The following is a 21627-nucleotide window of genomic DNA, read 5'->3' as shown; positions in this document are numbered from 1 at the left end:
TTCAGCTTTTCGGTGGGCGTTGCGGCATCGAATTGATTACCGGGTTGCCTTCCTTGTTGCGGGTCAGGTAGACCGGCAGCACTTTCGGCAGGCTGTTGGCGAGGTTGTTCATTTCTTTGATGTTGTAGACACCGCCCACGCGGATCGCGCCGGTACTGGTGTCGGCCAGCATCAACGGCTTGTCCAGGTAACGGTTGATCAAAGGCAGGGCGTCGTGCAGCGCAAGGTTGTCCAGTATCAGTCGGCCGCTGCGCCACGCCAGCGAGGTATCGCCGGGGTAGGTCTGGCTGATTTGCGGTGCGTAATCGCCATGTCGGTAGCGTGCCTGCATCGATGGACTCAGACGCAGGCCGTCGCCCGGCAGATCGCGATTGCTGCTGACCAACACCGAACCCTCGACCAGATTGACCCGAACCTGATCTTCATACATCCACACATTGAATCGGGTACCGGTCACGCGGATCTTGCCGTCGCCGGCGCGCACCACAAACGGATGAGACGCGTCATGGCTGACATTGAAAAACGCCTCGCCCTTGTTCAGGGTGACGCGACGTTCATGTTTGTAATTGCTGAAGATCAGGTCAGTGTTCAGGTTGAGTTCCAGCTGGCTGCCGTCACTCAGGGTGATCTGACGCACACTGTCGGTGGCGGCGTAATGCTGATAACCGTTGGGCACCCAGCCCAGATTCCAGCCGCTGTAGGCCGCAAGCGGCAAGCCGACAGCGCAGGCGCCGGCGATGACCGCGAACTTGCGCCACGAACGCAAGGGTTTGCGCTGCGCCGCGAGCGCCTCGGGTTCGGTTCGAGGCAGATCTCCGGCGACTTCCCAGATTTCCTGCATGGCTTCGTATTCAAAGGCGTGCAGCGGATGGGCTTCGTGCCAGGCTTCAAATGCGCGACGCTCCTCGTCCGTGCAGTCAGCGGCGTGCAAACGCATGCACCAGTGCGCGGCGGCATCGGTGATCGCATCGTATTCGGCTTCCGAGAGAGTGTCTTGGGTCATTGACTCGTCCTGATTTCGCTCATTCTAACCTCGCCGGCAGGCTGCCGAGAACATCCGTCATGGCATTTACCCATCAACGTGGAACTTATTTTTCCCTGTGGCGCCCAAAAAAACAGGAAGCAACTGCCTACTATCCATAAATGGAGTGAAAAAATGATCAAAAAGACATTCGCAGCCCTGATCGCCACTGCCGGTCTGCTCAGCGCCGGTGCCGCCTTGGCGGACAAGCCCGGCGCAGGCTGGATCACTATCGAAAAAGCCATCGAGGTCGCCAAGACCAAGGCCGGCTATGTCGAGGTCTATGAGATCGGCGCCGACAATGACGGCTACTGGGAAGGCGAAGGGCGCAAGGCCGATGGCACTGTTTACGAATTCCGCATTGATGGCGCTTCCGGCAATGTGCTGCGGGACCAGAAGGACCAACCCACCTTAAGCACTCACTGATTCTTGTGTTGAGCAATGCGCTGGCGCGACGTCAGCGCATTTTTTTGTCTTCACGGCAGCGCTTGCGAGGCTCCTGCCTGATCCGACCCCGCCGCCGCTGACGATAGAGGGGCGGGAAGCGGGTCGAGCTGGCGGCCCAGTTCACTGATGAGCAACGCGATCGAATCGGCGTTGGCGAGCATGACGTCAATCCTTGCATCTGCAGAATCAGGGCGGCAAAACGCCAGGCGTGCATCTGCAAGGTTTGTGGTGTTGGTAAGGCTGAGGATTTTTTGGTAATTGCCGGCATGCGCGGGTACTTTGTCCAGGTCGGTCCAGACCTGTTTGCCGGTCTTCACCGCAAACAAATGCTTGCCGTAGCGCGACAATAAGCTGCGATGACGTTCAATAGATTCCTTGGCATGTTTGCCCGAGGGCGTCCTCGTATCGATGAGGTCCAGATAAGGCGCCATGGCCTGCACGGCGACAAGATCGTCGCTGTCGCAAACCAGATGCGAGAGCTCATGGATCAGCGTTACAGCGCGGGCATGGGAATCAACATTGAACCGAGGGGGCAAATGCGCAGTGTATTTATCCAGTCCCGGGTTGAAAAACAGCTCAGTGAGATGAATGATTTTTCTCTTATCCTGTTTGAAAACGAATGCCACGGTATTGCCGCTGCCAGGTCCGTTCAGACCAGTAAAAAAGCGTTCGGTGTAGAGCAGATCGTCTTTCGGGTTCGTCAGTTCTCGGCAAACAGGAATAATCACCTTCTCGAATTTCCTGAGCAGCGTAGGCGTTATTACCGACACCTCGAAGAACTCCTTTAAAACTGTCTCTAACCGCGTGCCGGTAAGGTTGTCGCGCTGCGTAACGTAGTTATGCAGACAATTGACTGCGTATTCTCTTGCACGATTTACCGCTTGCTGTATCACGAACGCCCTGGCCGGATAGCGACGGTTGATCTGGGCCATGCCTCTGGCCTGGATATACATTTCTATGGAACGGTTTTCCTCGACTTCGTGTTGCACAGGGTCACGTTTTTTTGACCGGCAGCGATACACCTGCTGGCTGGTGCTTGCGACGACCAGACGGGAATTTTTCTCCTCGAGTGCCGGCCCCTGGTTGCCGTCTTTTTTGCGCAAATACCAGGTCTTTTCGACCTGGACCGTCGGATACACCTTGCCGGCAATAGCGGCGTATTTCTGCGTCGTCGACGAATCTCCATAGACCAGCTTATTGGCATCGAGCTTGAGGCTTTCCAGCGCCGTGCTGCTTTCGAAGGGCTGCAGATCCACGCGGGCGGGCGTTACCGGTGACACTTTTGCCCAGCGAGAGGCTGCTTGCACCGTCGTGGCTGTACCCTCAGGTGCGTGCGCTTCTGCGGCGAATTCGGTACTGACCGTTTCTGCCTCGCTTTCCCACGACAGACGTCCCAGGCTGAAGAGGGTAATCGCCCCTGCAATGAAGCTTTTCAGGGCGTTCGCCCAGTGGTGATCCTGCAGGCCTTCAGCGGAGGCCTTGAAATCCTGATAGCTGCGCCAAAGGAAAAATCCGCAGGCGAGTTTGCCCGGCAACACGTGCGGCACCAGGCGGACGCCGTGGCTGAACAGAAACTTCACTGCTTCCCAATCTGCCTGGGCGTTGATCTGTGGTTGGCTGCGCAGCATTTGTGGCAGAAGACTCAGGGTGTCTTTGTGCAACCGCTCGAGCACGTTGCCCTTTATGGGGGAGTCATGAAGGGTGATTTCACTGTTTTTGCCGATCGTTGTTTTCAACAGGCTCTTGAATACGGCCTGCTGCGCGTCAGGCAGACGCCGGATGAGCAAGTCCTGAAAGTGGCCGGGGGTATTGAGTGCTTCGATCAACTGCGCTTCGTTCTCGAACTCGCGAAATATCCATCTTGAGTAAGGCGCATAAAGGACCCGGGGACCTGTTTGCCCTGCGCCCGGACCGAAGACATACAGTCCGAGCGCGTCTACGCAATCAGCGCCTGAAGTCTTGATCAACGATAGCGGACAAGCGATGGCGTGAGCACCGTCGACCATCGCCCGCGCTATCCCGTCCGGCATATCGAGGACCTGGCAGATATAGTCGTAGCCGGTATCGGAGAGTTGCTGTTGCAACTTCATCGAGTGGGCGTGCTGCATCAATTGCCAGGGCAGCTGGCGCAAGAACCGTTCTTTGCTGAGGCGTACTGACGCGCTATCAGCTGTCAGCGCTTCGGTCACTTTCGCGGTGTAGGTAGTGGCAACGTCGAGAGATTGCAGCAGTTGCCGTACGGCGGACTGGCCAAAATCCTTCGGTAGTGCCGTCGCGGTTGTCGATGCCACTTTGAAACCGCTGTCCTGCACGACGTTGTAGTGATGCAAGGCAAACTCCAGCAAGTCACAGGCCGGGCCGGCCAGTGTCAGGTTGGGGGTGATCCGGATGTCCTGTGGCTTGAGGCCGTTGCCTGGAAATCGCGCGTCGAGCAGTGTCTTGAGGGTCTGCTCGATATGAGTGGCCAGCGCCGGGGCCTCATCGAGGAAATCCTTGCCGTCGATGAACGCGCGGCGCAGTTCATCCAGCAACGCCAGTTGCGTGCGCTGCTCGGTCGCCGAGGCCATGCGCAACCAGTCGGGATAATCCAGATGACTGGCAAGGGTTCGGGCAAGGTCAACGGCGCGGCGCAGATTGGTATCGATCACCGCGCTTTTCATTTGCTCAAGGTAAGTCTGCAACGTGTCCTGGGCCTTGATACACACGCGCAGCTCTTCTGAATCGGCCAGGAAGTGTTCAATGCCCGATTGCATGCGATTACTGGAAACCCGGTCTTCAATCAGTTGAAAACTGCCCAGGGTGTATTGCAGGTCCAGTCGACGTTGAGCTCTTGGCAGATTTTCCAGCAGCGTGTGACTCTGGTTGTTGTCATCCAGGCGTTGTTGCAATTGCTTCTGCGCGACGGCGATATTTTCAAACTGTTCCAGCCCAGTGGCCGGTGTCCACAGGATGGCGCGTCCGGAATGCTGGTCATCCATGCCGCCGCGCTCGGTCAGAAGCACGCAGTGAGCGAGCGGCAATGCACCTTTGAACTCGGCACAGGTGAGGGTGAGCGACCAGGCATCGGGGCGAAAACCATTGAGTGACTGGCGCTCCCTGCGTGTCGGATGCGTGGCATCGAACACGGTGTCGACGATCTTTCGCTCCGCCTCCAGCCATGACCCGCTGAGACTGCGCAGGTACGCCTCACCGCGCAGGCCATCTTCGAACGCCTGCGCCAGCTTCCACAGAATGCCTTCCAAAAAGACGCGCTGTTCGGCGCTGTGCGCGGTCGGCTGGTCTTTGAAGTGGCTGGTCAGATTATCCAGCGTCCGTCCCAGACTCGTCGCCTGTTGCGCAGCCTTGTCCGCTTGCACGAGTGACGATGGCGGAGTGCTGGTGAATAACGGACGGGTACTCCAGCGCTGATTGAGATCGAGCTTGAGCAATCGTTCATGAATCATCGAACGGATATCCAATGCCTTATCAAAGAGTGCATGGATATCGGTGGTGCGTTTGCTCTGACGAAAGCGCTGCAACACGAATTCAATGTTCTGGCGTTGTTTGGTGATGATGGTCTCGAACAGCGTCGTCATGATCTCACCGCCAATGTTTTCCCCGGATACCTGTGCGTTAGTGAAGCCAAGGTAGCGATTGCGCTCTTGCAGGTTCATCAGCCCGTACAGCTCATCTTCGTGCCCGACAGCTCGCAGTTTGGCGGTCAGTGTCTGTTTGAGGTCGGCGTAGTCGGTGAGTACCTGCAGGCCCTGGCTGGGCGTATAGAGATAAGCCTTGTCATGATTGATCATCAGCGAACCGGCCAGCTCGACACAGGCTGTCTCTTCGCTCAGGCACACGGTTTCGAACGTTGGCCGCCGCACTGCAACGCTTGGCTCACGGACCAGACAGTGAAGGGCGTCGAATTCGCTGGCAGTGAGGATCTGCGTTTCGCGCTTGATCATCAGATCCGCTCGCGCTTGATCCTGTAGCGTCTGGCTGAAGAGGGTACGTCTGGGCGAGCCCTCGAATGAGGCTCCATTCCAGTAGATCTCAAGCTGCCGAAACAACAGCATGGTCAATTTTCCCGATGCGCACTCGATCGCATGGGTCCAGGCAGACTGATCGTCTTCGCTTACCGAACGAGCGGGATGGGTAAATTCCACGGTCTGACCGTGCGGCCAGCCCTGGCGATGAAAGTGCAGCAGCAGCGCCTCACTGAGCGACAGCGAGTCGACCCACTGTTTGTCCGCAGAGGAGGTCGTCGAATAGAAACCGACCCGGGTAAGCGACTGTTGCAACGCAGCAAAATGCGCTTCGAGCAGTTCGTCGAGAATCTTTTCCAGCAACGTTGCAAGGGATGGCAGGCGTTTGAGCTCGTCCAGCAGGTCACGGGCGCACCGGTCCAGAGATTCGCCGATAGCCGCTTGCTGGTCCTCGAACACATCGCCTTCGATGGTTTCGCAGGTCAGGGTAATCCCGCGTTTTTCCACCAGTTCCTTGCGCAGCGAAACCGAGAGGAAAGCCAGCAGATCATCAGCTTCCCCGGCATTGTCGAGGCGTGTCTGCAGGGCGTCCGTCAGTGCTTGGCGGTCAGCGAATTTTTTCAGGCCATCGTAGGGCGTATAGAGAAACACGCCGTTGTCATCCGGCCCTGCGCTGAGCATGAAGCTGCCCGCCAGCGGCACGGCCTGTTGCTTGTCGGCGTTGAGCAGGATGCGTTCGGCCAGCATCGGCGGGGTCTGCTTGTTGCGCAGCGATTGCGTCGCCAGTTGCGCATGGGCAAGCCAGTCGAAGTCTTTACTGTTGAGACCGTGTGCCGGACCCAGGGCAGCATGCAGGCCGGGTGAATCGAATATCACTGGAAACAACAGCGGGGCAGTCGGGGTGGACATCATTGCAACTCTGAACGGGGCGCCATCGGGCTGGAACTCAACAGTAGATGCGCAGACTGGAGCACTTGCGGTAGATAGTTACCGCACACGCTGACCGTGAAATGTGCATCTGGGCGCGCCAGCGGATGCCGATCAATCGAAGGGTTGACAGCTGGCAGCTCGGGCGCGGTTAATCGGTGGGCAAATTCGACCGTACGCTGTTGTTCCCTCCAATAATCATTCTGGAGCTTCAGATGTCTGCGCTACACGATCCTGGCTCGTCCACAGTGTCCCTCGAGGCACTGACGCAACTGCTTGAAACGATTTTTCTGCGCCACGGCACTTCCAGCGACGTCGCCCGGGTGCTGGCCGCCAACTGCGCCAACGCCGAACGCGACGGCGCCCACAGTCATGGCGTGTTTCGCATCCCCGGTTATGTCTCGACGCTGAAAAGTGGTTGGGTCAATGGCCATGCGGTGCCCCAGGTTGAAGACGTCGCGCCGGGGTTTGTCCGGGTTGACGCCGGCAACGGTTTTGCCCAGCCAGCGTTGGCAGCGGCCCGACCACTGCTGATCGAGAAGGCGCGTCATGCCGGGATCGCGGTGCTGGCGATTCGCAACTCGCATCATTTCGCTGCTTTGTGGCCGGATGTCGAGCCCTTCGCCGACGAAGGTCTGGTCGCGCTGAGCGTGGTCAATAGCATGACCTGCGTGGTGCCCCATGGCGCTGATCGGCCATTGTTCGGCACCAATCCGATTGCCTTCGCCGCACCAAGGGCCAACGCTGCGCCGATTGTGTTCGACCTTGCCACCAGCGCCATTGCCCATGGCGATGTGCAGATCGCCGCGCGCAAGGGCGAAAAACTCCCGGTCGGCATGGGGGTCGACAGCCTCGGCCAACCGACCCAGGACCCCAAGGCGATTCTTGAAGGCGGCGCGTTGTTGCCGTTCGGCGGGCACAAAGGCTCGGCGCTGTCGATGATGGTCGAGTTGCTGGCAGCGGCATTGACCGGCGGCAATTTCTCATTCGAGTTCGACTGGTCCAACCATCCGGGCGCGAAGACACCATGGACCGGCCAGCTGTTGATCGTCATCGACCCGAGCAAAGCGGCAGGGCAGAGCTTTGCCCAACGCAGCGAGGAACTGGTGCGGCAGATGCACGGAGTCGGGCTCAAACGATTGCCGGGGGATCGGCGGCATTTGCAGCGTGCCCGCTCATTAGCGCAGGGCATCACGCTGGATGAACAGACGCTGGGGCAGTTGCGGGAGTTGGCGGGGGAGTGAGTCTTTTGTTGTTCTGACATTGCAGTGACAAGGTCAAAAGCCCCTCACCCTAGCCCTCTCCCGGGGGGAGAGGGGACTGACCGCGTGGTTTGGGCGAGGTACGCCGATTTGGGATACCGAGGTGAGTTCAGTAATGGAAAAGCAAAGCGGTGGGCATAAAAAAGCGAACCCTGAGGTTCGCCTTTTTCTATGCGCCTGACTCAGCGACGGCCGAGCAGCAGGCCCACCACCAGGCCGAAACCGGCGGAGATCGCTACGGTTTGCCATGGGTGGCCACCGATGTAATTTTCCGTGGCTTCAACGGCGGGTTTGGTGCGGTCGCGCACGCTGGACACCGAATCCAGTGCCAGCTGCAGCTTCTGGGCGATTTGTGCGCGCAGCGTTTCTGCTTCTTCGCCTACCAGTGAAGCGCTGCTCTTGAGCAGTTTGTCCGATTCTTCGATCAGAGCCTGAAGCTCGCTGAAAGCTTGATCCTTGATTTGCTCTTCGGCAGCTTGCGAGGCGGTTTTACGGGCCATTGGGTGACTCCTTGCAGGTGAATGGACAGTGACCAATGGAGTGTAGCGGCAGGCGAAAAGTTGCATGTCATTCGCGGACAAGGGAAAAACCTGCACCGGAGATTTGTGTCGAGCGTGTAAGATGTCGCCATTTTACGCAGCAGGATAAATCCCCATGAGTTTCAATCTGGCCGACAAATCCCTCGCAGAGCGCGCAGCGCTGGAAGACGAGAAATCCCGTCTGTTCGAACTCTGGCAGAACAATCTGGGCAAAGCCAAAGGCGAAGCCGCGCGCCTGTTTGGGGAGCGCTCCAAGCGCAAGGGCAAATGGGCCGAGTGGGTCCGCGCCGAGCTGGATGGCATGTCGCCGCCGGAGTTCGCCAACATGGTGCGCAGTGAAGTCAATCGCCTGATGGCGGCGAACAAATAATCTGTTTCACCCCTGGCTGAACGTGGCGGCAATTGCCTCGCGAACCTTGACCAGCACCGGATCGATCTGCGTGCTGGTGCGCCAGCCCAGTTCCACCGGATAGCGCGGTAAAGCCAGAGGGCAGGGCAGCAGCGCCAGCCCGCTCAGCGCCGCGATACTTGCGGCGGCATGGGCCGGGATCGTCGCCACTGCCTGACTGCCCTTGAGCAAAAAGGGCAGTGCAGCAAAATGCGTGGTCGACGCGCAGACTCGGCGGCTCAAACCCACTGCCGCCAATCCTTCATCGGTAATGCCGATAAAGCCGCCCGACGACACCAGAATGTGCTCGCGTTCAACGAACTCCTGCAACGCGATCTGCTGTTGGCCTGGCGCGAGACTGGCCGGGTCGACCAGACACGCATAGTCGCCTTCCCCCAACACCTGACGGCTGAGCAGGCGCTCGGCAAATCCTCCGGCAGTGATCGCCAGGTCGATGCTGCGCTCCATCAGCGCGCGGGCGACGATCTGGCTGTGGGTCTGGCGAAATATCAGCCGCAGCTTCGGCGCACGACGGGCGATTTCCTCGATCAGGCGGCGCCCGTAGGCAATTTCAAAATCATCTGACAGACCGATCGCCACCGAGCGCCCCTCGTACTGATTGGCCGCTGGATCAAGCATGGCCAGACTTTGCCGGCATTTGTTCAGGGCATCGCTGATCACCGGTTTCAACTGATTGGCTTGCAGCGTCGGCGCCAGACCGCGCCCGGTGCGCACGAACAACTGATCGCCATACACCTCACGTAAGCGACGCAATGCCGCGCTGACCGCTGACTGTGTTACGCCCAAGCGCAGGGCGGCGCGGCTGGCACTGGATTCCTCGTGCAGCGCTTCGAAGACTTTCAGCAGGTTCAGGTCGATGTCGGCGATATTCATTTGGCTCATATCATTCAGCAGTGGGCAGGGCTTTATTCATGATCGCGTGAGGCTGGAGAATCGGCAACACCTGAACCTGATGGAGTAAACACGATGGCCAAATCCATAGTTGCGGCGTTGCAGATCGGTGCCTTGCCCGGGGGCAAAGGCGAAACCCTCGACCAGATTCTCAGCTGGGAAGACGCAATCCGCGACTCCGGTGCTGCGTTGGTGGTGATGCCGGAAGCCTTGCTCGGTGGTTATCCGAAAGGCGAGGGTTTCGGCACCCAGTTGGGTTATCGACTGCCTGAGGGGCGTGAGGCCTTTGCGCGTTATTTTGCCAACGCCATTGATGTGCCTGGCGTCGAAACCGACGTGCTGGCCGGATTGTCAGCGCGCACCGGGGCCAATCTGGTGATCGGCGTGATCGAGCGCGCCGGCAGCACGTTGTATTGCACGGTGCTGTATTTCGATCCGCAGGCCGGGCTGCTCGGCAAACACCGCAAGCTCATGCCCACCGGCACCGAGCGACTGATCTGGGGCAAGGGTGACGGCTCGACGCTGCCAGTGTTCGACACCCAGGTCGGCAAGCTTGGCGCGGTGGTGTGCTGGGAAAACATGATGCCGCTGCTGCGCACGGCGATGTATGCCAAGGGCGTGGAGGTCTGGTGCGCGCCGACCGTTGACGAGCGCGAGATGTGGCAGGTCAGCATGCGCCACATCGCCCATGAAGGCCGCTGCTTCGTGGTCAGCGCCTGTCAGGTACAGGCCTCGCCGAATGCGTTGGGTGTGGAGATTGCCAATTGGCCCGGGGATCGACCTTTGATTGCCGGCGGGAGCGTGATCGTCGGGCCGATGGGCGATGTGCTGGCTGGACCGTTGCGTGGGGAAGCGGGTTTGCTGACGGCGCAGATCGACACCGATGAACTGATCCGCGCGCGGTATGACTACGATGTGGTCGGCCACTATGCGCGGCCGGATGTGTTCGAGTTGACCGTTGATGAGCGGGCGAAGCCGGGGGTGCGGTTCAATACCTGACATTGAAGCTTGCAAAGAACCTGTGGGAGCTGGCTTGCCAGCGATGGGGCCATGTCAGTCGACATCTTTTTGGCAGATGCACCGCTATCGCTGGCAAGCCAGCTCCCACAGGGATCGGTGCCCGATCAGAAAACTTTTTACCACGTCGCCGCACTCGCTTTAGGCAAGCTCAACTTGCCGCTGTCGGTAAAGCGCATCGTGCCGAACAACCCGCCCGCCAGTTTGCCGCGCAGCACGTAGGGCAGGTTGTCGAGGCTTTGCGTCTGGCTCAGGCCCAAGGTCTGGCGCAGGAACGAGAACGCCGAGACGCTGACCGGTACCGTGACAATGGCTTCAGAGAAACGCGGGATCGAGCCGCTCTGATCGCTCACACCGGACGCCAGCGAATGGCCATTGACCTCCAGATCCAGGGCGATGCCGTTGTAATCGATCGCCGTTTCATTGGGGTTCTGCACGCGCAACTTGATCGCGAAGCGCACTTCCAGTTCCTGGCTGGGCAACGGTTCGAGGCCGACCACGTTGATGTTCACCGGGTCGCGATTGGGAAACAGTGCGCAGGCACTGAGCGACAACAGCACAAGCGACAGGATGACGGCGTGGACGCGGCGCATAAAAATCTCTCGACAAAAAAGGGCTGAACCGTCGCCGGTGCAGCCCTTTTTTTTCGAGGCGCGACGTCAGCGGTTCAACTGTGCGACAGCCGCCGCTTGGCCGGGTTCACCTTTGGCGGCGACGTCGGGGTTTTCCATGACCTGCAGAATCGACGCTTCCGGGTCAAAATCATCTTCTTCCAGCTCGATGAATTCTTCCGGCAGGAAGATGTTCAGCACGATAGCGCACAACGCGCCAACGGTGATTGGCGATTCGAAGATGTTGCGCAGCGCTTGCGGCAGTTCGCGCAGGACTTCCGGCACCGCCGCAATACCCAGGCCCATGCCCAGCGAGATCGCCACGATCAGCATGTTGCGTCGATGCAGGCCGGCCTCGGCTAGGATCTTGATTCCGGCCACGGCGACGGTGCCGAACATCACCAGTTCGGCGCCACCCAGCACCGGTTTCGGCATCAGTTGCAGCACCGCGCCGATCATCGGGAACAAACCGAGCAACACCAGCAGCCCGGCGATGAAAAACGCTACGTAGCGGCTGGCCACACCGGTCAACTGGATCACCCCGTTGTTCTGCGCAAAGGTCACCATCGGCATGCTGTTGAACACTGCCGCCATGGCCGAGTTGAGACCATCGGCGAGCAGGCCGGATTTGATGCGACGGATGTACAGCGGGCCTTTCACCGGTTGCCGGGAGATCATCGAGTTGGCGGTCAGATCACCGGCCGCTTCCAGCGGCGACACGAGGAAAATCACCGCCACCGGCACGAACGCCACCCAATCGAAGTTGAAGCCGTACTTGAACGGCACCGGCACGCTGACCAGCGGCACCTCGGGCATCGAAGCGAAATCCACCGTGCCCATCAGCCATGCCACTACGTAGCCGAGGGTCAGGCCAATGACGATCGCGCCCAGGCGCAGAAACGGCACGTCGACACGGTTCAGCACAACGATGGTGCCGATCACCAGTGCCGCCAGAAATACGTGACTGGCCGCGCCCAAGTCAGGCGCGCCGAAGCCGCCGGCGATGTCGGTCATCGCCACTTTGATCAGTGACAAGCCCATCAGCGTGATGATCGTGCCGGTCACCACCGGCGTGATCAGCATGCGCAGTTTGCCGATGAACTGGCTGAGCACCACTTCGATGAACGCGGCGAAGAAGCACACGCCGAAGATCGTCGAGAGGATCTCGTCAGTGCCACCGCCACGCGCCTTGACCATGAACCCGGCGCTGAGAATCACACTGATAAAGGAGAAACTGGTGCCTTGCAGGCAGAGCAGACCGGAACCCACCGGGCCGAAGCGCTTGGCCTGGACAAAGGTGCCAAGGCCGGAGACGAACAGCGCCATGCTGATCAGGTAGGGGATTTCACTGTGCAGACCGAGGGCGCCACCCATGATCAGGGTCGGGGTGATGATGCCGACGAAACTGGCCAGCACGTGCTGCAACGCGGCAAACACCGTGGCGGTCAGGTGCGGACGGTCGTTGAGGCCGTAGATCAGGTCGTTGTTGCGCGGGGTTTTGTCAGAGGCGGTCATGGTGAGGTGCGCGCCGCAAGGCGGGGCCGGGTCAGAAAATGGGTGCGCAGAATGCCGGAAGAGGGCGGCGAGGGCAACGAGCAATAACTGCCTGAAAGGTCAGGTTTTACTGCCTCTCCCTTGTTCTGATCGTTCCCATGCTCCGCGTGGTAATGCAGACCGGGACGCTCCGTGTCCCTTCCAGAGCTGGAACGCGGAGCGTCCCTTGAGGCATTCCCACGCAGAGCGCGGGAACGATCAAGCGTGCCTCGACCGGCAATGGAAAAGCGCCCGTGGCATACTCCCGCGCATGACTTTCGACTCCCCCCTCAGTGCCTGGCAATACGCAGTCGACCACAAGGGTTTCATCCAGGATGAAGCCCAGGAACACGCGGTCTGGGCCTTGCAAAAATGCCATGAAGCCTTGCACGCTGGTGCCCGTTCGGTCGGCGGCGTGTACCTGTGGGGGCCGGTCGGGCGCGGCAAAACCTGGCTGATGGATCAGTTCTATCAGAGCCTGCGGGTGCCAGCGCGGCGTCAACACTTTCATCACTTCATGGGCTGGGTGCATCAGCGTTCGTTTCAACTCAGTGGCATCGCCGATCCGTTGCGCGCTTTGGCCAAAGAGCTGGCCGGCGAAGTGCGCGTGCTGTGCTTCGATGAACTGTTCGTCAATGACATCGGCGACGCGATCATTCTCGGCCGGCTGTTTCAGGTGATGTTCGATGAAGGTGTGGTGATCGTCTGCACCTCCAATCTGCCGCCCGATGATCTATACGCCGACGGCTTCAACCGCGACCGTTTCACGCCGGCGATTGCGGCGATCAAGGCGCACATGACCGTGGTCGCGGTGAATGGCGCCGAGGATCATCGCTTGCATCCGGGGACGATCGAGCAGCGTTATTTTGTTCGCGCGGATGATTTACCGAGCGCACTGGAGGCCGTGTTCAAATCGCTGGCTGCAGATGAGACTGTCAGCGAGGAGCCAGTGGCCGTGGGCCACCGCACACTCAACGTGGTGCAAGCCAGCGAATCCGTGCTGTGGTGTCGCTACAGCGATTTGTGCGAACAACCTTTCGCCGCCATGGACTTCATCGCCCTGTGTGATCGCTACCGGGCTATTCTGTTGAGCGAAGTGCCGAACCTCAGCGCACAAAAACGCGAAGGACGTATCGCACGCGGTACCGAAGACGGCGCTGCGCGCGTGGTCGCCGGCGACCGGGAATTGCCGCAATTGTCGGTACATGACGACGGCGTTCGCCGCTTTATCGCGCTGGTCGACGAATGCTACGACCGCAAGGTGCCGCTGTACGTCGAGGCAAGCGTACCGATGGATGCGCTGTACACCGAGGGCTATCTGGAATTCCCGTTCCGCCGCACCCTCAGCCGTTTGCAGGAGATGCAATTGCAGCGCTTCGCTGAAGCCTGAAAGAAGAGGGCACCGACATGAGTCAACCGCTGTCCCATCATTTGCTGACCATGGCCTACCAGAATGCCTGGGCCAACCATCGCCTGGCCAAGGCCTGGACCCAGCTCGATGCCACTGAACTGGCGGCGCCACGGGTGAGCTTCTTCCCCAGCATCCGCCTCACGCTTAGTCACATCCTCACTTGCGACTGGTTCTACGTCGACGCGCTGGAACGCGAATTGCGCGGGGACGAGCCGCACCCGGATTGCTATGTTTTCTTCAATGCAGACGAGCCGTTTACCGAGGCTGCGGCGCTGCGTGCAGAGCAGGCCCGCGTCGATCGCCGGCTGATCGCCTATTGCGAGCAACTGCGCGATGCCGATCTGCCAAGAATCGTCACTATCGCTCGCGACGAACCGCAACATGACAGCCGCCTGCGCATGCTTTCGCACCTGTTCGAACACCAGATCCATCATCGCGGCCAAGTGCACGCCATGCTCAGCGGCACGGCGGTCAAGCCACCGCAACTGGATGAATTTTTCTGTGTCGGCGAAAGCGCATTGCGCGCCGAAGACTTCGCCGAACTGGGCTGGACCGAAGAGCTCATCTGGGGCCACTGACCACGAAAGATCGCAGCCTCGTTGCACTCGTCAGCTCCTACACATATCGGACCGGAGGAGCTGACGAGTGCAACGAGGCTGCGATCTTTTGATCTTCAGCTTTTCAAGTTGCCCTCTCAGGCGCACCCAAGCTAATGTCCCCGCTAGGCCTTCCAGCTAGCACCTTGCGCGCCGGGGCTCTTTGCTTAATCGGGGATGGAAATGGATTCCGCAGAAATACTCGTACTTCAGGCCAGTTACAGCAACCCGGTGCACGCCGAAGCCATCGGCATCGTGCTCAACCACTACGCCGAAGATCCCATGGGCGGCGGTCATCCGATCGCGCCCGAACTGCTGCAACGCCTGCCCGAAGAACTCGCCCGCCGCCCGCATGCCTTCAGCGTGCTGGCCTTCGTCGGCGGCGAACCGGCCGGGCTGGTCAACTGCTTTGAAGGCTTCTCTACTTTCGCCTGTAAACCGCTGGTCAACGTTCACGACGTCGCCGTGGTCGGCAAATTTCGCGGCCTGGGGCTCAGTCAGAAAATGCTGCAGAAGGTAGAAGAAATCGCCCGCCAGCGTGGCTGCTGCAAGATCACCCTCGAAGTGCTGGAAGGCAATGCGGTGGCGCAGGGTTCGTATCGCAAATTCGGCTTTGCACCGGGGATGTTCAATCCGGATCACGGGCGGATGCTGTTCTGGATAAAGGACTTGCAGGCCTGAAGGCTCCTCACCGCAAATCACCAACATAAAAAAAGGCGCCCCAATGAGGGCGCCTAACTGTCATCTCCCGGGCCAGAGCGGAGCCACGGAAGGCTCATCGGTTGCTCGGTAAAATTCAGTCGCGATAAGACTCGGTCACCTGCGCCGTCTGGTCAGCAGGGACGCGGATTTCTTTCGCGCTGGCGTCGGTCTTCTGCTCGCTTTGCGCGTGCTGGACCGGGAAATTGTCGTAGTAATAACGCATACGTTCGGCGCCGCCTTCAGCGAAGGCGCTGGTGGAGCCGAGGGCGAGCAGGGTGGTGAGAATGAAGGTAGTGGTTTTCATGGTGCCTCCTACTGAACAAGTGGGAGTCGGTTCGTCCGTGAAGCAGACCGCGGAAGAAGTCTGCGTCGCGGCCATTAACAATGGGTTAACGCTGGTTCTGCGCAAATATTGCGGCGTATTACAGAAACAACGCGGTCGATAGGCACAAAAAAGGGCCTTCTCGGCCCTTTGTCGTTTTACTTCTGCGCTACTTCCGCCGGATCCGGGTGCTTTGGCTTCATCAACTGAAGTCAATCAACGCCCGCCGCGGTGCCTGGTACGGGTCGCCAATCAGCAGCTTGCGCGGTACGAAGCTGTCGCTGACCAGGCTTTTGCTGCGATCCAGTTCATCGGAGCTCAACCCGGCCAAGTCCGCCCAGGTATGAATGAGCTGCGAGCTGCTGTACGGGCGACTGAGGTCGCCGGCGAAGTTCCAGTCATGGTTTTCCTTCCACTTCGGCGAGGCCCAGGCCATGAACGGGATGGTGTACATCGGCGCGGTCGGTTTGTTTTCGTTGCGGCCCAGCGTGCCGTGGCCGGCGGAGTCGAAGACATCCTCACCGTGGTCGGACAGGTACAGCAGGAAGCCATTCGGGTCGGTTTTGGCGTAGTCCTTGATCAGGCTCGAGACCACGAAGTCGTTGTACAGCACGGCATTGTCATAGCTGTTGTAAGTCGGTACCTGATCGTCACGCACGCCAGCCGGAACGCCTTGGCGATCCTTGAACTTGTCGAACGTCGGCGGATAACGGTACTGATAGCTCATGTGCGTGCCGAGCAGATGCACGACGATCAGCTTGCGCGGCGCCGCATCGGCCAGCGCCTTGTTGAACGGCTCGATGACGTCGCCATCGTATTGCGCCGAGTTCTGGTTGCGGTTGTTGTTCAGGTACACCTGCTCGTCAGCCTGTTCGGAGAAGGTCGTGAGCATGGTGTTGCGCTTGGTCATGGTCTGCTGGTTGGTGATCCAGAAGGTCTTGTAACCGGCCTGTTTCATCACGCTGACCAGCGATGGCGTCGACAGGTACAGATCCGGGTTCTGCTCATCGGCGAAGGTCAGCACTTGCTGCAGCGCTTCGATGGTGTAAGGGCGCGGGGTGATGACGTTGTCAAAAACCGCCAGTTGATCCTTGAGCTTGTCCAGTTCCGGCGTGGTGTTGCGCGGATAACCGTAGAGGCTCATGCGCTGGCGGTTGGTCGATTCACCGATGACCAGCACCAGCGTCGCCGGCTGACCGGCCGAGGCGTCCTTGAGGTTTTTCAGCGGCGCGATCTTGCTGGCACTGTCGAGCATGCCTTGCATGTCCCCCAGCGTTTCCAGATACCGGTGATAGGCCACAGCCATCTGCCACGGCACGGCAGGCTCGATGCGGGTTTCGAATTTCTCGAAGCCTTCAGCGAAATTGCCCATGCGCATGGTTTGTTTGATCAGCGGATAACCGGCCACGGCGATCACGATCGCGGTCGCGGCAACCATTGCGCGTCCACGGGGCATGTACACCGGACGCAGGCGCGTCCACAGAAAGTAGGCAAACGCGGTATGGGCGAGGAACGCCGGGATCATCCACCAGGCGAAATACTGGGTCATGTACTCGCCGGCTTCCGACACGTTCGACTCGAACATGATGAAGATGACGCTCTGCGAGAATTCCTGCTGATAAATGAAGAAGTAGCCGAGGCTGGCCATCGAGCAGGCCCACAGCACCACACCGATGATCGCCGCGAGCAGGCGAGTCTGTTTGGGGAACAGCAGCATCGGCGCCAGCCACAGCGCGCTCATCACGAATGCCTGACGAAATCCGGTGAAGCCGGACGTGCCGGTCAGCTGGATCAGCAGTTGGGTAATACCCGAGAAATACCAGAAGAAGACGAACAGCCAGATGAATCCGGCCCAGTCGAAACCGGCCGCAGTCGTTTTGCTGCGTTTGAACAATGCCATTCAGCGCTCCAGCTCAATCATCAGACCCACGCCGGAAACGCTTCCATGACACCGACGAACAGAGGCCGTGCGCGCAGGCACGGCCAGAATGGGGCGGAGTATCCCCAAGGGCTTGTGAAAGATTTGTTAAGCGCCGCTGTTGGTGTGTATCAAGCGGTCAGAGGTGCAACGTGTCGGGAACGACGGGGGCCGTTCCCGAAGCAGGCGGGGATCAGGCGTGGGGTGCGCGCTGCACAACCGGACGCGGTTGCGGCTGCGAGCCCTGGGTCAATGCGCGCAATTGCGCCAATTCGTGCTTCAACTGGTCGCGCTCGTCTTTCAACTGGCGCAATTCATCGCGACGGATCGTAACGTAGAGGGTTTGTGGCGGCATTGCTGTGTGTACTGTGCCCATTGCTCACCTCGCAAATGGCGTGCATCAACTGTAAGTCACTCCTCGTTTTGAGGCGCTTGACTTACTATCGGCGCCAATTTTGATTTCTTTTGCCCTGGAAGGGAACTTTTTTATTTTTCATGGTCGGTGTGTCTTCGGCAGGATTCGGGGCGTTATCACTCTGGATCGGGCACAATGCCCGGAAACTTCATCGCAACGCTCTGGACTAACCTCCATCAGTCGCGTTGGGCTATAACCAATGACACACATTTATTTGTAGTAAGGAGCATCAGCACATGCAACTCGGGATTATTGGACTGGGCCGCATGGGCGGCAATATTGCGCGACGTCTGATGCTCAACGGGCACACCACCGTTGTTTACGACCGCAATACCGCTTTCATCGATAACCTGGTCGCCGAGGGCTCCACTGGCGTCGCCGACTTGCCAGCGCTGGTCGCCGGCCTCGACAAGCCGCGCGCGGTCTGGGTCATGCTGCCGGCGGGCGCACCGACCGAAGACACCATCAACACCCTGAGCGAACTGCTTGAGCCCGGCGATACGATCATCGACGGCGGCAACACCAACTACAAGGACGACATTCGTCGCGCCAAGACGCTGAACGAGAAGGGCCTGCACTACATCGACGTCGGCACCTCCGGCGGCGTCTGGGGTCTGGAACGCGGCTATTGCATGATGATTGGCGGCGACGCCGAGACGGTCAAACGTCTGGATCCGCTGTTCGCCGCACTGGCGCCGGGCATGGGCGACATCCCGCGTACCAAGGACCGCAAATCCGATGACCACCGTGCCGAGCACGGCTACATCCACGCCGGTCCCGCAGGCGCCGGGCACTTCGTGAAGATGATCCACAACGGCATCGAGTACGGCATGATGGCCGCGTTCGCCGAGGGCTTCGACATCCTCAAGACCAAATCCAGCGAACGCCTGCCGGAAGATCAGCGATTTGATCTGAACGTGGCTGATATCGCTGAGGTCTGGCGTCGTGGCAGCGTGGTTTCGTCGTGGCTGCTGGACCTGACTGCCGATGCGCTGGCCAGCGATCCGAAGCTCGACGGTTTCTCCGGTTCCGTGGCTGACAGCGGCGAAGGCCAATGGACCATCGAAGCGGCCATGGAGCAAGCGGTGCCGGTACCGGTGCTGTCCAACTCGCTGTTCTCCCGTTACCGCTCTCGCGGGCAGGGCACCTTCGGTGACAAGATCCTGTCAGCACAACGCTTCGGCTTCGGCGGCCACGTGGAGATTGCCAAGAAATGACCCGTACGATCCGCAGAAAATCCAAGGCAGAACCCGCACCACCGACCACGCTGTTCCTGTTCGGTGCCCACGGCGACCTGGTCAAGCGCTTGCTCATGCCGGCGCTGTACAACCTCAGTCGCGACGGCCTGCTCGACGAGAATCTGCGGATCGTCGGCGTTGATCACAACGCCATTACCGATGAAGCCTTCGCGCAAAAGCTCGAAGACTTCATCCGTACCGAAGTGGCGGCGAAGGTCGGCAAGGGCGATCAGATGCTTGATCCGGCCTTGTGGGCCAAGCTCGCCAAAGGCATCAGCTACGTCCAGGGTGATTTCCTCGACGACAGCACTTATTCAGCCCTGGCGGCGAAAATCGCCGACAGCGGCACCGGCAATGCGGTGTTTTACCTGGCCACCGCGCCACGTTTCTTCAGTGAAGTGGTGCGCCGTCTCGGCAGCGCCGGTTTGCTTGAAGAAACCCCCGAAGCGTTCAGAAGGGTGGTGATCGAGAAGCCGTTCGGCTCCGATCTGCACACTGCCGAAGCCTTGAACGCTTGCCTGCTCAAGGTCATGAGCGAGAAGCAGATCTACCGGATCGACCATTACCTGGGCAAGGAAACCGTGCAGAACATCCTGGTCAGCCGGTTTTCCAACAGCCTGTTCGAAGCCTTCTGGAACAACCATTACATCGACCATGTGCAGATCACTGCGGCGGAAACCGTCGGTGTGGAAACCCGTGGCAGTTTTTACGAACACACCGGCGCACTGCGCGACATGGTGCCCAATCACCTGTTCCAATTGTTGGCCATGGTCGCCATGGAACCGCCGGCTGCTTTCGGCGCTGACGCGGTGCGCGGCGAGAAGGCCAAAGTGGTCGGGGCGATTCGTCCCTGGTCGACGGAAGAAGCCCGGGCCAACTCGGTGCGCGGGCAGTACAGCGCTGGCGAGCGCGATGGCCAGCCGTTGAAGGGTTATCGCGAAGAAGCCAACGTGTCGCCCGACAGCACCACGGAAACCTATGTGGCGCTGAAGGTGATGATCGATAACTGGCGCTGGGTCGGCGTGCCGTTCTATCTGCGCACCGGCAAGCGCATGAGCGTGCGCGACACCGAGATCGTCATCTGCTTCAAACCGGCGCCGTACGCGCAGTTTCGCGACACCGAAGTCGACGAGTTGCAGCCGACTTACCTGCGTATCCAGATCCAGCCAAACGAAGGCATGTGGTTCGACCTGCTGGCCAAGCGCCCGGGGCCGGCGCTGAACATGGCCAATATCGAGCTGGGTTTTGCGTATAAGGATTTCTTCGAGATGCAGCCGTCGACTGGCTACGAAACCTTGATCTACGACTGCCTGACCGGTGATCAGACGCTGTTCCAGCGTGCCGACAACATTGAGAACGGTTGGCGAGCGGTGCAGCCTTTCCTTGATGCCTGGCAGCAGGATGCGAGCGTCGAGACGTATGCGGCCGGCGAAGATGGCCCGCAAGCAGCCGAAGATCTGCTGACTCGCGATGGTCGCGTCTGGCACGGCCTGGGATGAGTGATTTGCCGAAACAACCGATCCGTTTTCTGCTCAGCGACATGGACGGCACCTTGTTGCTGCCTGATCACACGCTGAACCAGCGCACCATCGACGCCGTGCGTTCATTGCGCGAGGCCGGCGTGCTGTTCAGCCTCGCCAGCGGCCGCCCGCCGAAAGCCATGTTGCAGCAGATCGAGGCGCTGGGCGTTGATCTGCCGACAGCGGCGTTCAATGGCGGCACCATCGTCAAACCGGACGGCACACTGTTGGCCGCGCATTATCTGCCGGCCACGACCGCGCTGATTGCTTTGGCGCAGTTTGCCGATCAACCGGAGGTGGAAATCTGGGTGTTCAGTGGCGGCGACTGGCTGCTCAAGGACCCGCACGGGCCGATGGTCCCTCGTGAGCAGAGCGGCCTCGGCTATCCGCCGGTGGTGGTCGAGAGTTTCGAGCCGTATCTGGAGCGCATCGACAAGATCGTTGCCACCAGCAATAACACAGAGTTGCTGATTGAGCTGGAGGCGCAGCTGTTGCCCAAGGTCAACGGCATGGCGCAAGTGTCGCGCTCGCAGCCGGTGTATCTGGACGTCACTGCGCTTGAGGCCAACAAAGGCACCGCGCTGACAACGATTGCCGAATACCTCGGCGTGCCGCTGGAGCAAACCGCTGTCATCGGCGACGGCGGCAACGACCCGGCGATGTTCAAATGCGCCGGTTTGTCGATTGCCATGGGGCAGGCGGAGGAGGCGGTGAAGCGTCAGGCGGATGTCGTTACAGCGTCGAACACCGAAGACGGCGTGGCTTTGGCGATCGAGCAGTACATCCTCCCGCACTGACCCGACACAAAAACCAATGTGGGAGCGAGCCTGCTCGCGAAGGCGTCGGCACATTCAACACCTTCTTTGCCTGACCTAACGCATTCGCG

General features: G+C 59.7%; 18 protein-coding genes and 1 pseudogene. 10 read left to right on the top strand and 9 right to left on the bottom strand.

The annotated features are described in order from the left end of the window. Nucleotide 1 precedes the first annotated feature (1 nt). On the bottom strand, nucleotides 2-1003 hold the full coding sequence (locus tag V8J63_RS10835; protein ID WP_336464025.1) for a FecR family protein: 1002 nt from the start codon (nucleotides 1001-1003) through the stop codon (nucleotides 2-4). 153 nt (nucleotides 1004-1156) lie between these two features. Here V8J63_RS10835 and V8J63_RS10830 point away from each other — a divergent pair, with 153 nt between their 5' ends. After that, nucleotides 1157-1447, top strand: coding sequence for a PepSY domain-containing protein (locus tag V8J63_RS10830; protein WP_336464024.1), 291 nt, complete (start codon nucleotides 1157-1159; stop codon nucleotides 1445-1447). Nucleotides 1448-1497: 50 nt separating this feature from the next. Here V8J63_RS10830 and V8J63_RS10825 read toward each other — a convergent pair whose 3' ends face one another. Beyond that, nucleotides 1498-6177 (bottom strand): dermonecrotic toxin domain-containing protein, encoded by a 4680-nt coding sequence (locus V8J63_RS10825; protein ID WP_336464023.1) that lies wholly within the window; start codon nucleotides 6175-6177, stop codon nucleotides 1498-1500. Nucleotides 6178-6572: 395 nt separating this feature from the next. On the opposite strand from V8J63_RS10825, the gene V8J63_RS10820 reads away from it, so the two are divergent. Beyond that, complete coding sequence (locus V8J63_RS10820; RefSeq protein WP_336464022.1) at nucleotides 6573-7601, top strand: Ldh family oxidoreductase; 1029 nt, start codon at nucleotides 6573-6575, stop codon at nucleotides 7599-7601. 200 nt (nucleotides 7602-7801) lie between these two features. Here the strand turns inward: V8J63_RS10820 and V8J63_RS10815 are convergent, their stop codons facing one another. Continuing rightward, nucleotides 7802-8119: a DUF883 family protein gene (locus V8J63_RS10815; RefSeq protein WP_016774661.1), complete on the bottom strand. Its 318-nt coding sequence runs from the start codon at nucleotides 8117-8119 to the stop codon at nucleotides 7802-7804. A gap of 154 nt (nucleotides 8120-8273) precedes the next feature. Here V8J63_RS10815 and V8J63_RS10810 point away from each other — a divergent pair, with 154 nt between their 5' ends. Then, entirely contained in the window at nucleotides 8274-8528 is a 255-nt protein-coding gene (locus V8J63_RS10810) for a hypothetical protein (protein WP_003224595.1), read from the top strand. 6 nt (nucleotides 8529-8534) lie between these two features. Here V8J63_RS10810 and V8J63_RS10805 read toward each other — a convergent pair whose 3' ends face one another. Beyond that, on the bottom strand, nucleotides 8535-9449 hold the full coding sequence (locus V8J63_RS10805) for a LysR family transcriptional regulator (RefSeq protein ID WP_336464021.1): 915 nt from the start codon (nucleotides 9447-9449) through the stop codon (nucleotides 8535-8537). A gap of 84 nt (nucleotides 9450-9533) precedes the next feature. On the opposite strand from V8J63_RS10805, the gene V8J63_RS10800 reads away from it, so the two are divergent. Further along, entirely contained in the window at nucleotides 9534-10457 is a 924-nt protein-coding gene (locus V8J63_RS10800; RefSeq protein ID WP_336464020.1) for a carbon-nitrogen hydrolase family protein, read from the top strand. A 137-nt stretch (nucleotides 10458-10594) separates the two neighbouring features. On the opposite strand, the gene V8J63_RS10795 is transcribed toward V8J63_RS10800, so the two are convergent. Continuing rightward, on the bottom strand, nucleotides 10595-11068 hold the full coding sequence (locus V8J63_RS10795) for an LEA type 2 family protein (protein ID WP_130887309.1): 474 nt from the start codon (nucleotides 11066-11068) through the stop codon (nucleotides 10595-10597). Nucleotides 11069-11134: 66 nt separating this feature from the next. Beyond that, nucleotides 11135-12601 carry a nucleobase:cation symporter-2 family protein gene (locus V8J63_RS10790; protein ID WP_016774665.1) on the bottom strand — a complete coding sequence of 489 codons (1467 nt, stop codon included), beginning with the start codon at nucleotides 12599-12601 and terminating at the stop codon, nucleotides 11135-11137. 289 nt (nucleotides 12602-12890) lie between these two features. Between V8J63_RS10790 and zapE the strand changes: the two genes are divergently transcribed. The 3 genes from zapE (at nucleotide 12891) to V8J63_RS10775 (ending at nucleotide 15307) form a co-directional block, all read left to right on the top strand. Then, nucleotides 12891-14009: a cell division protein ZapE gene (gene zapE, locus V8J63_RS10785; RefSeq protein WP_336464019.1), complete on the top strand. Its 1119-nt coding sequence runs from the start codon at nucleotides 12891-12893 to the stop codon at nucleotides 14007-14009. Between the two features lie 17 nt (nucleotides 14010-14026). Next, nucleotides 14027-14608, top strand: coding sequence for a DinB family protein (locus tag V8J63_RS10780; RefSeq protein ID WP_336464018.1), 582 nt, complete (start codon nucleotides 14027-14029; stop codon nucleotides 14606-14608). 201 nt (nucleotides 14609-14809) lie between these two features. Beyond that, nucleotides 14810-15307 carry a GNAT family N-acetyltransferase gene (locus V8J63_RS10775; protein ID WP_024012903.1) on the top strand — a complete coding sequence of 166 codons (498 nt, stop codon included), beginning with the start codon at nucleotides 14810-14812 and terminating at the stop codon, nucleotides 15305-15307. A gap of 115 nt (nucleotides 15308-15422) precedes the next feature. Here the strand turns inward: V8J63_RS10775 and V8J63_RS10770 are convergent, their stop codons facing one another. The 3 genes and pseudogenes from V8J63_RS10770 to V8J63_RS10760 form a co-directional block, all read right to left on the bottom strand. Next, the gene (locus V8J63_RS10770; RefSeq protein WP_071172389.1) at nucleotides 15423-15632 is read right to left on the bottom strand and encodes a hypothetical protein; all 210 of its coding nucleotides are present in this window, start codon (nucleotides 15630-15632) and stop codon (nucleotides 15423-15425) included. A gap of 176 nt (nucleotides 15633-15808) precedes the next feature. Beyond that, a pseudogene (locus V8J63_RS10765) lies at nucleotides 15809-17550 on the bottom strand (phosphoethanolamine transferase CptA). A 211-nt stretch (nucleotides 17551-17761) separates the two neighbouring features. Beyond that, nucleotides 17762-17944, bottom strand: a complete 183-nt coding sequence (locus V8J63_RS10760) for a DUF6026 family protein (RefSeq protein WP_016774671.1) — start codon at nucleotides 17942-17944, stop codon at nucleotides 17762-17764. Between the two features lie 275 nt (nucleotides 17945-18219). Here V8J63_RS10760 and gnd point away from each other — a divergent pair, with 275 nt between their 5' ends. From gnd to V8J63_RS10745, 3 genes are read left to right on the top strand one after another with little or no spacing between them, the layout of a single operon-like run. Beyond that, nucleotides 18220-19200, top strand: coding sequence for a phosphogluconate dehydrogenase (NAD(+)-dependent, decarboxylating) (gene gnd / locus V8J63_RS10755; RefSeq protein ID WP_016774672.1), 981 nt, complete (start codon nucleotides 18220-18222; stop codon nucleotides 19198-19200). Beyond that, a complete protein-coding gene (gene zwf, locus V8J63_RS10750) occupies nucleotides 19197-20720 on the top strand; it encodes a glucose-6-phosphate dehydrogenase (RefSeq protein WP_130887302.1) in 1524 nt (507 codons plus the stop codon). The genes gnd and zwf overlap by 4 nt, the downstream gene beginning before the upstream one ends. Next, nucleotides 20717-21538: an HAD family hydrolase gene (locus V8J63_RS10745; protein WP_130887301.1), complete on the top strand. Its 822-nt coding sequence runs from the start codon at nucleotides 20717-20719 to the stop codon at nucleotides 21536-21538. The genes zwf and V8J63_RS10745 overlap by 4 nt, the downstream gene beginning before the upstream one ends. Nucleotides 21539-21627: the final 89 nt, after the last annotated feature.

It is taken from the genome of Pseudomonas sp. CCNWLW23, assembly GCF_037095675.1.
Taxonomy (GTDB): Bacteria; Pseudomonadota; Gammaproteobacteria; order Pseudomonadales; family Pseudomonadaceae; genus Aquipseudomonas; species Aquipseudomonas atacamensis.
Note: the sequence above shows the minus strand (reverse complement) of the source record. Positions and strands in the feature narration are given on the sequence as shown.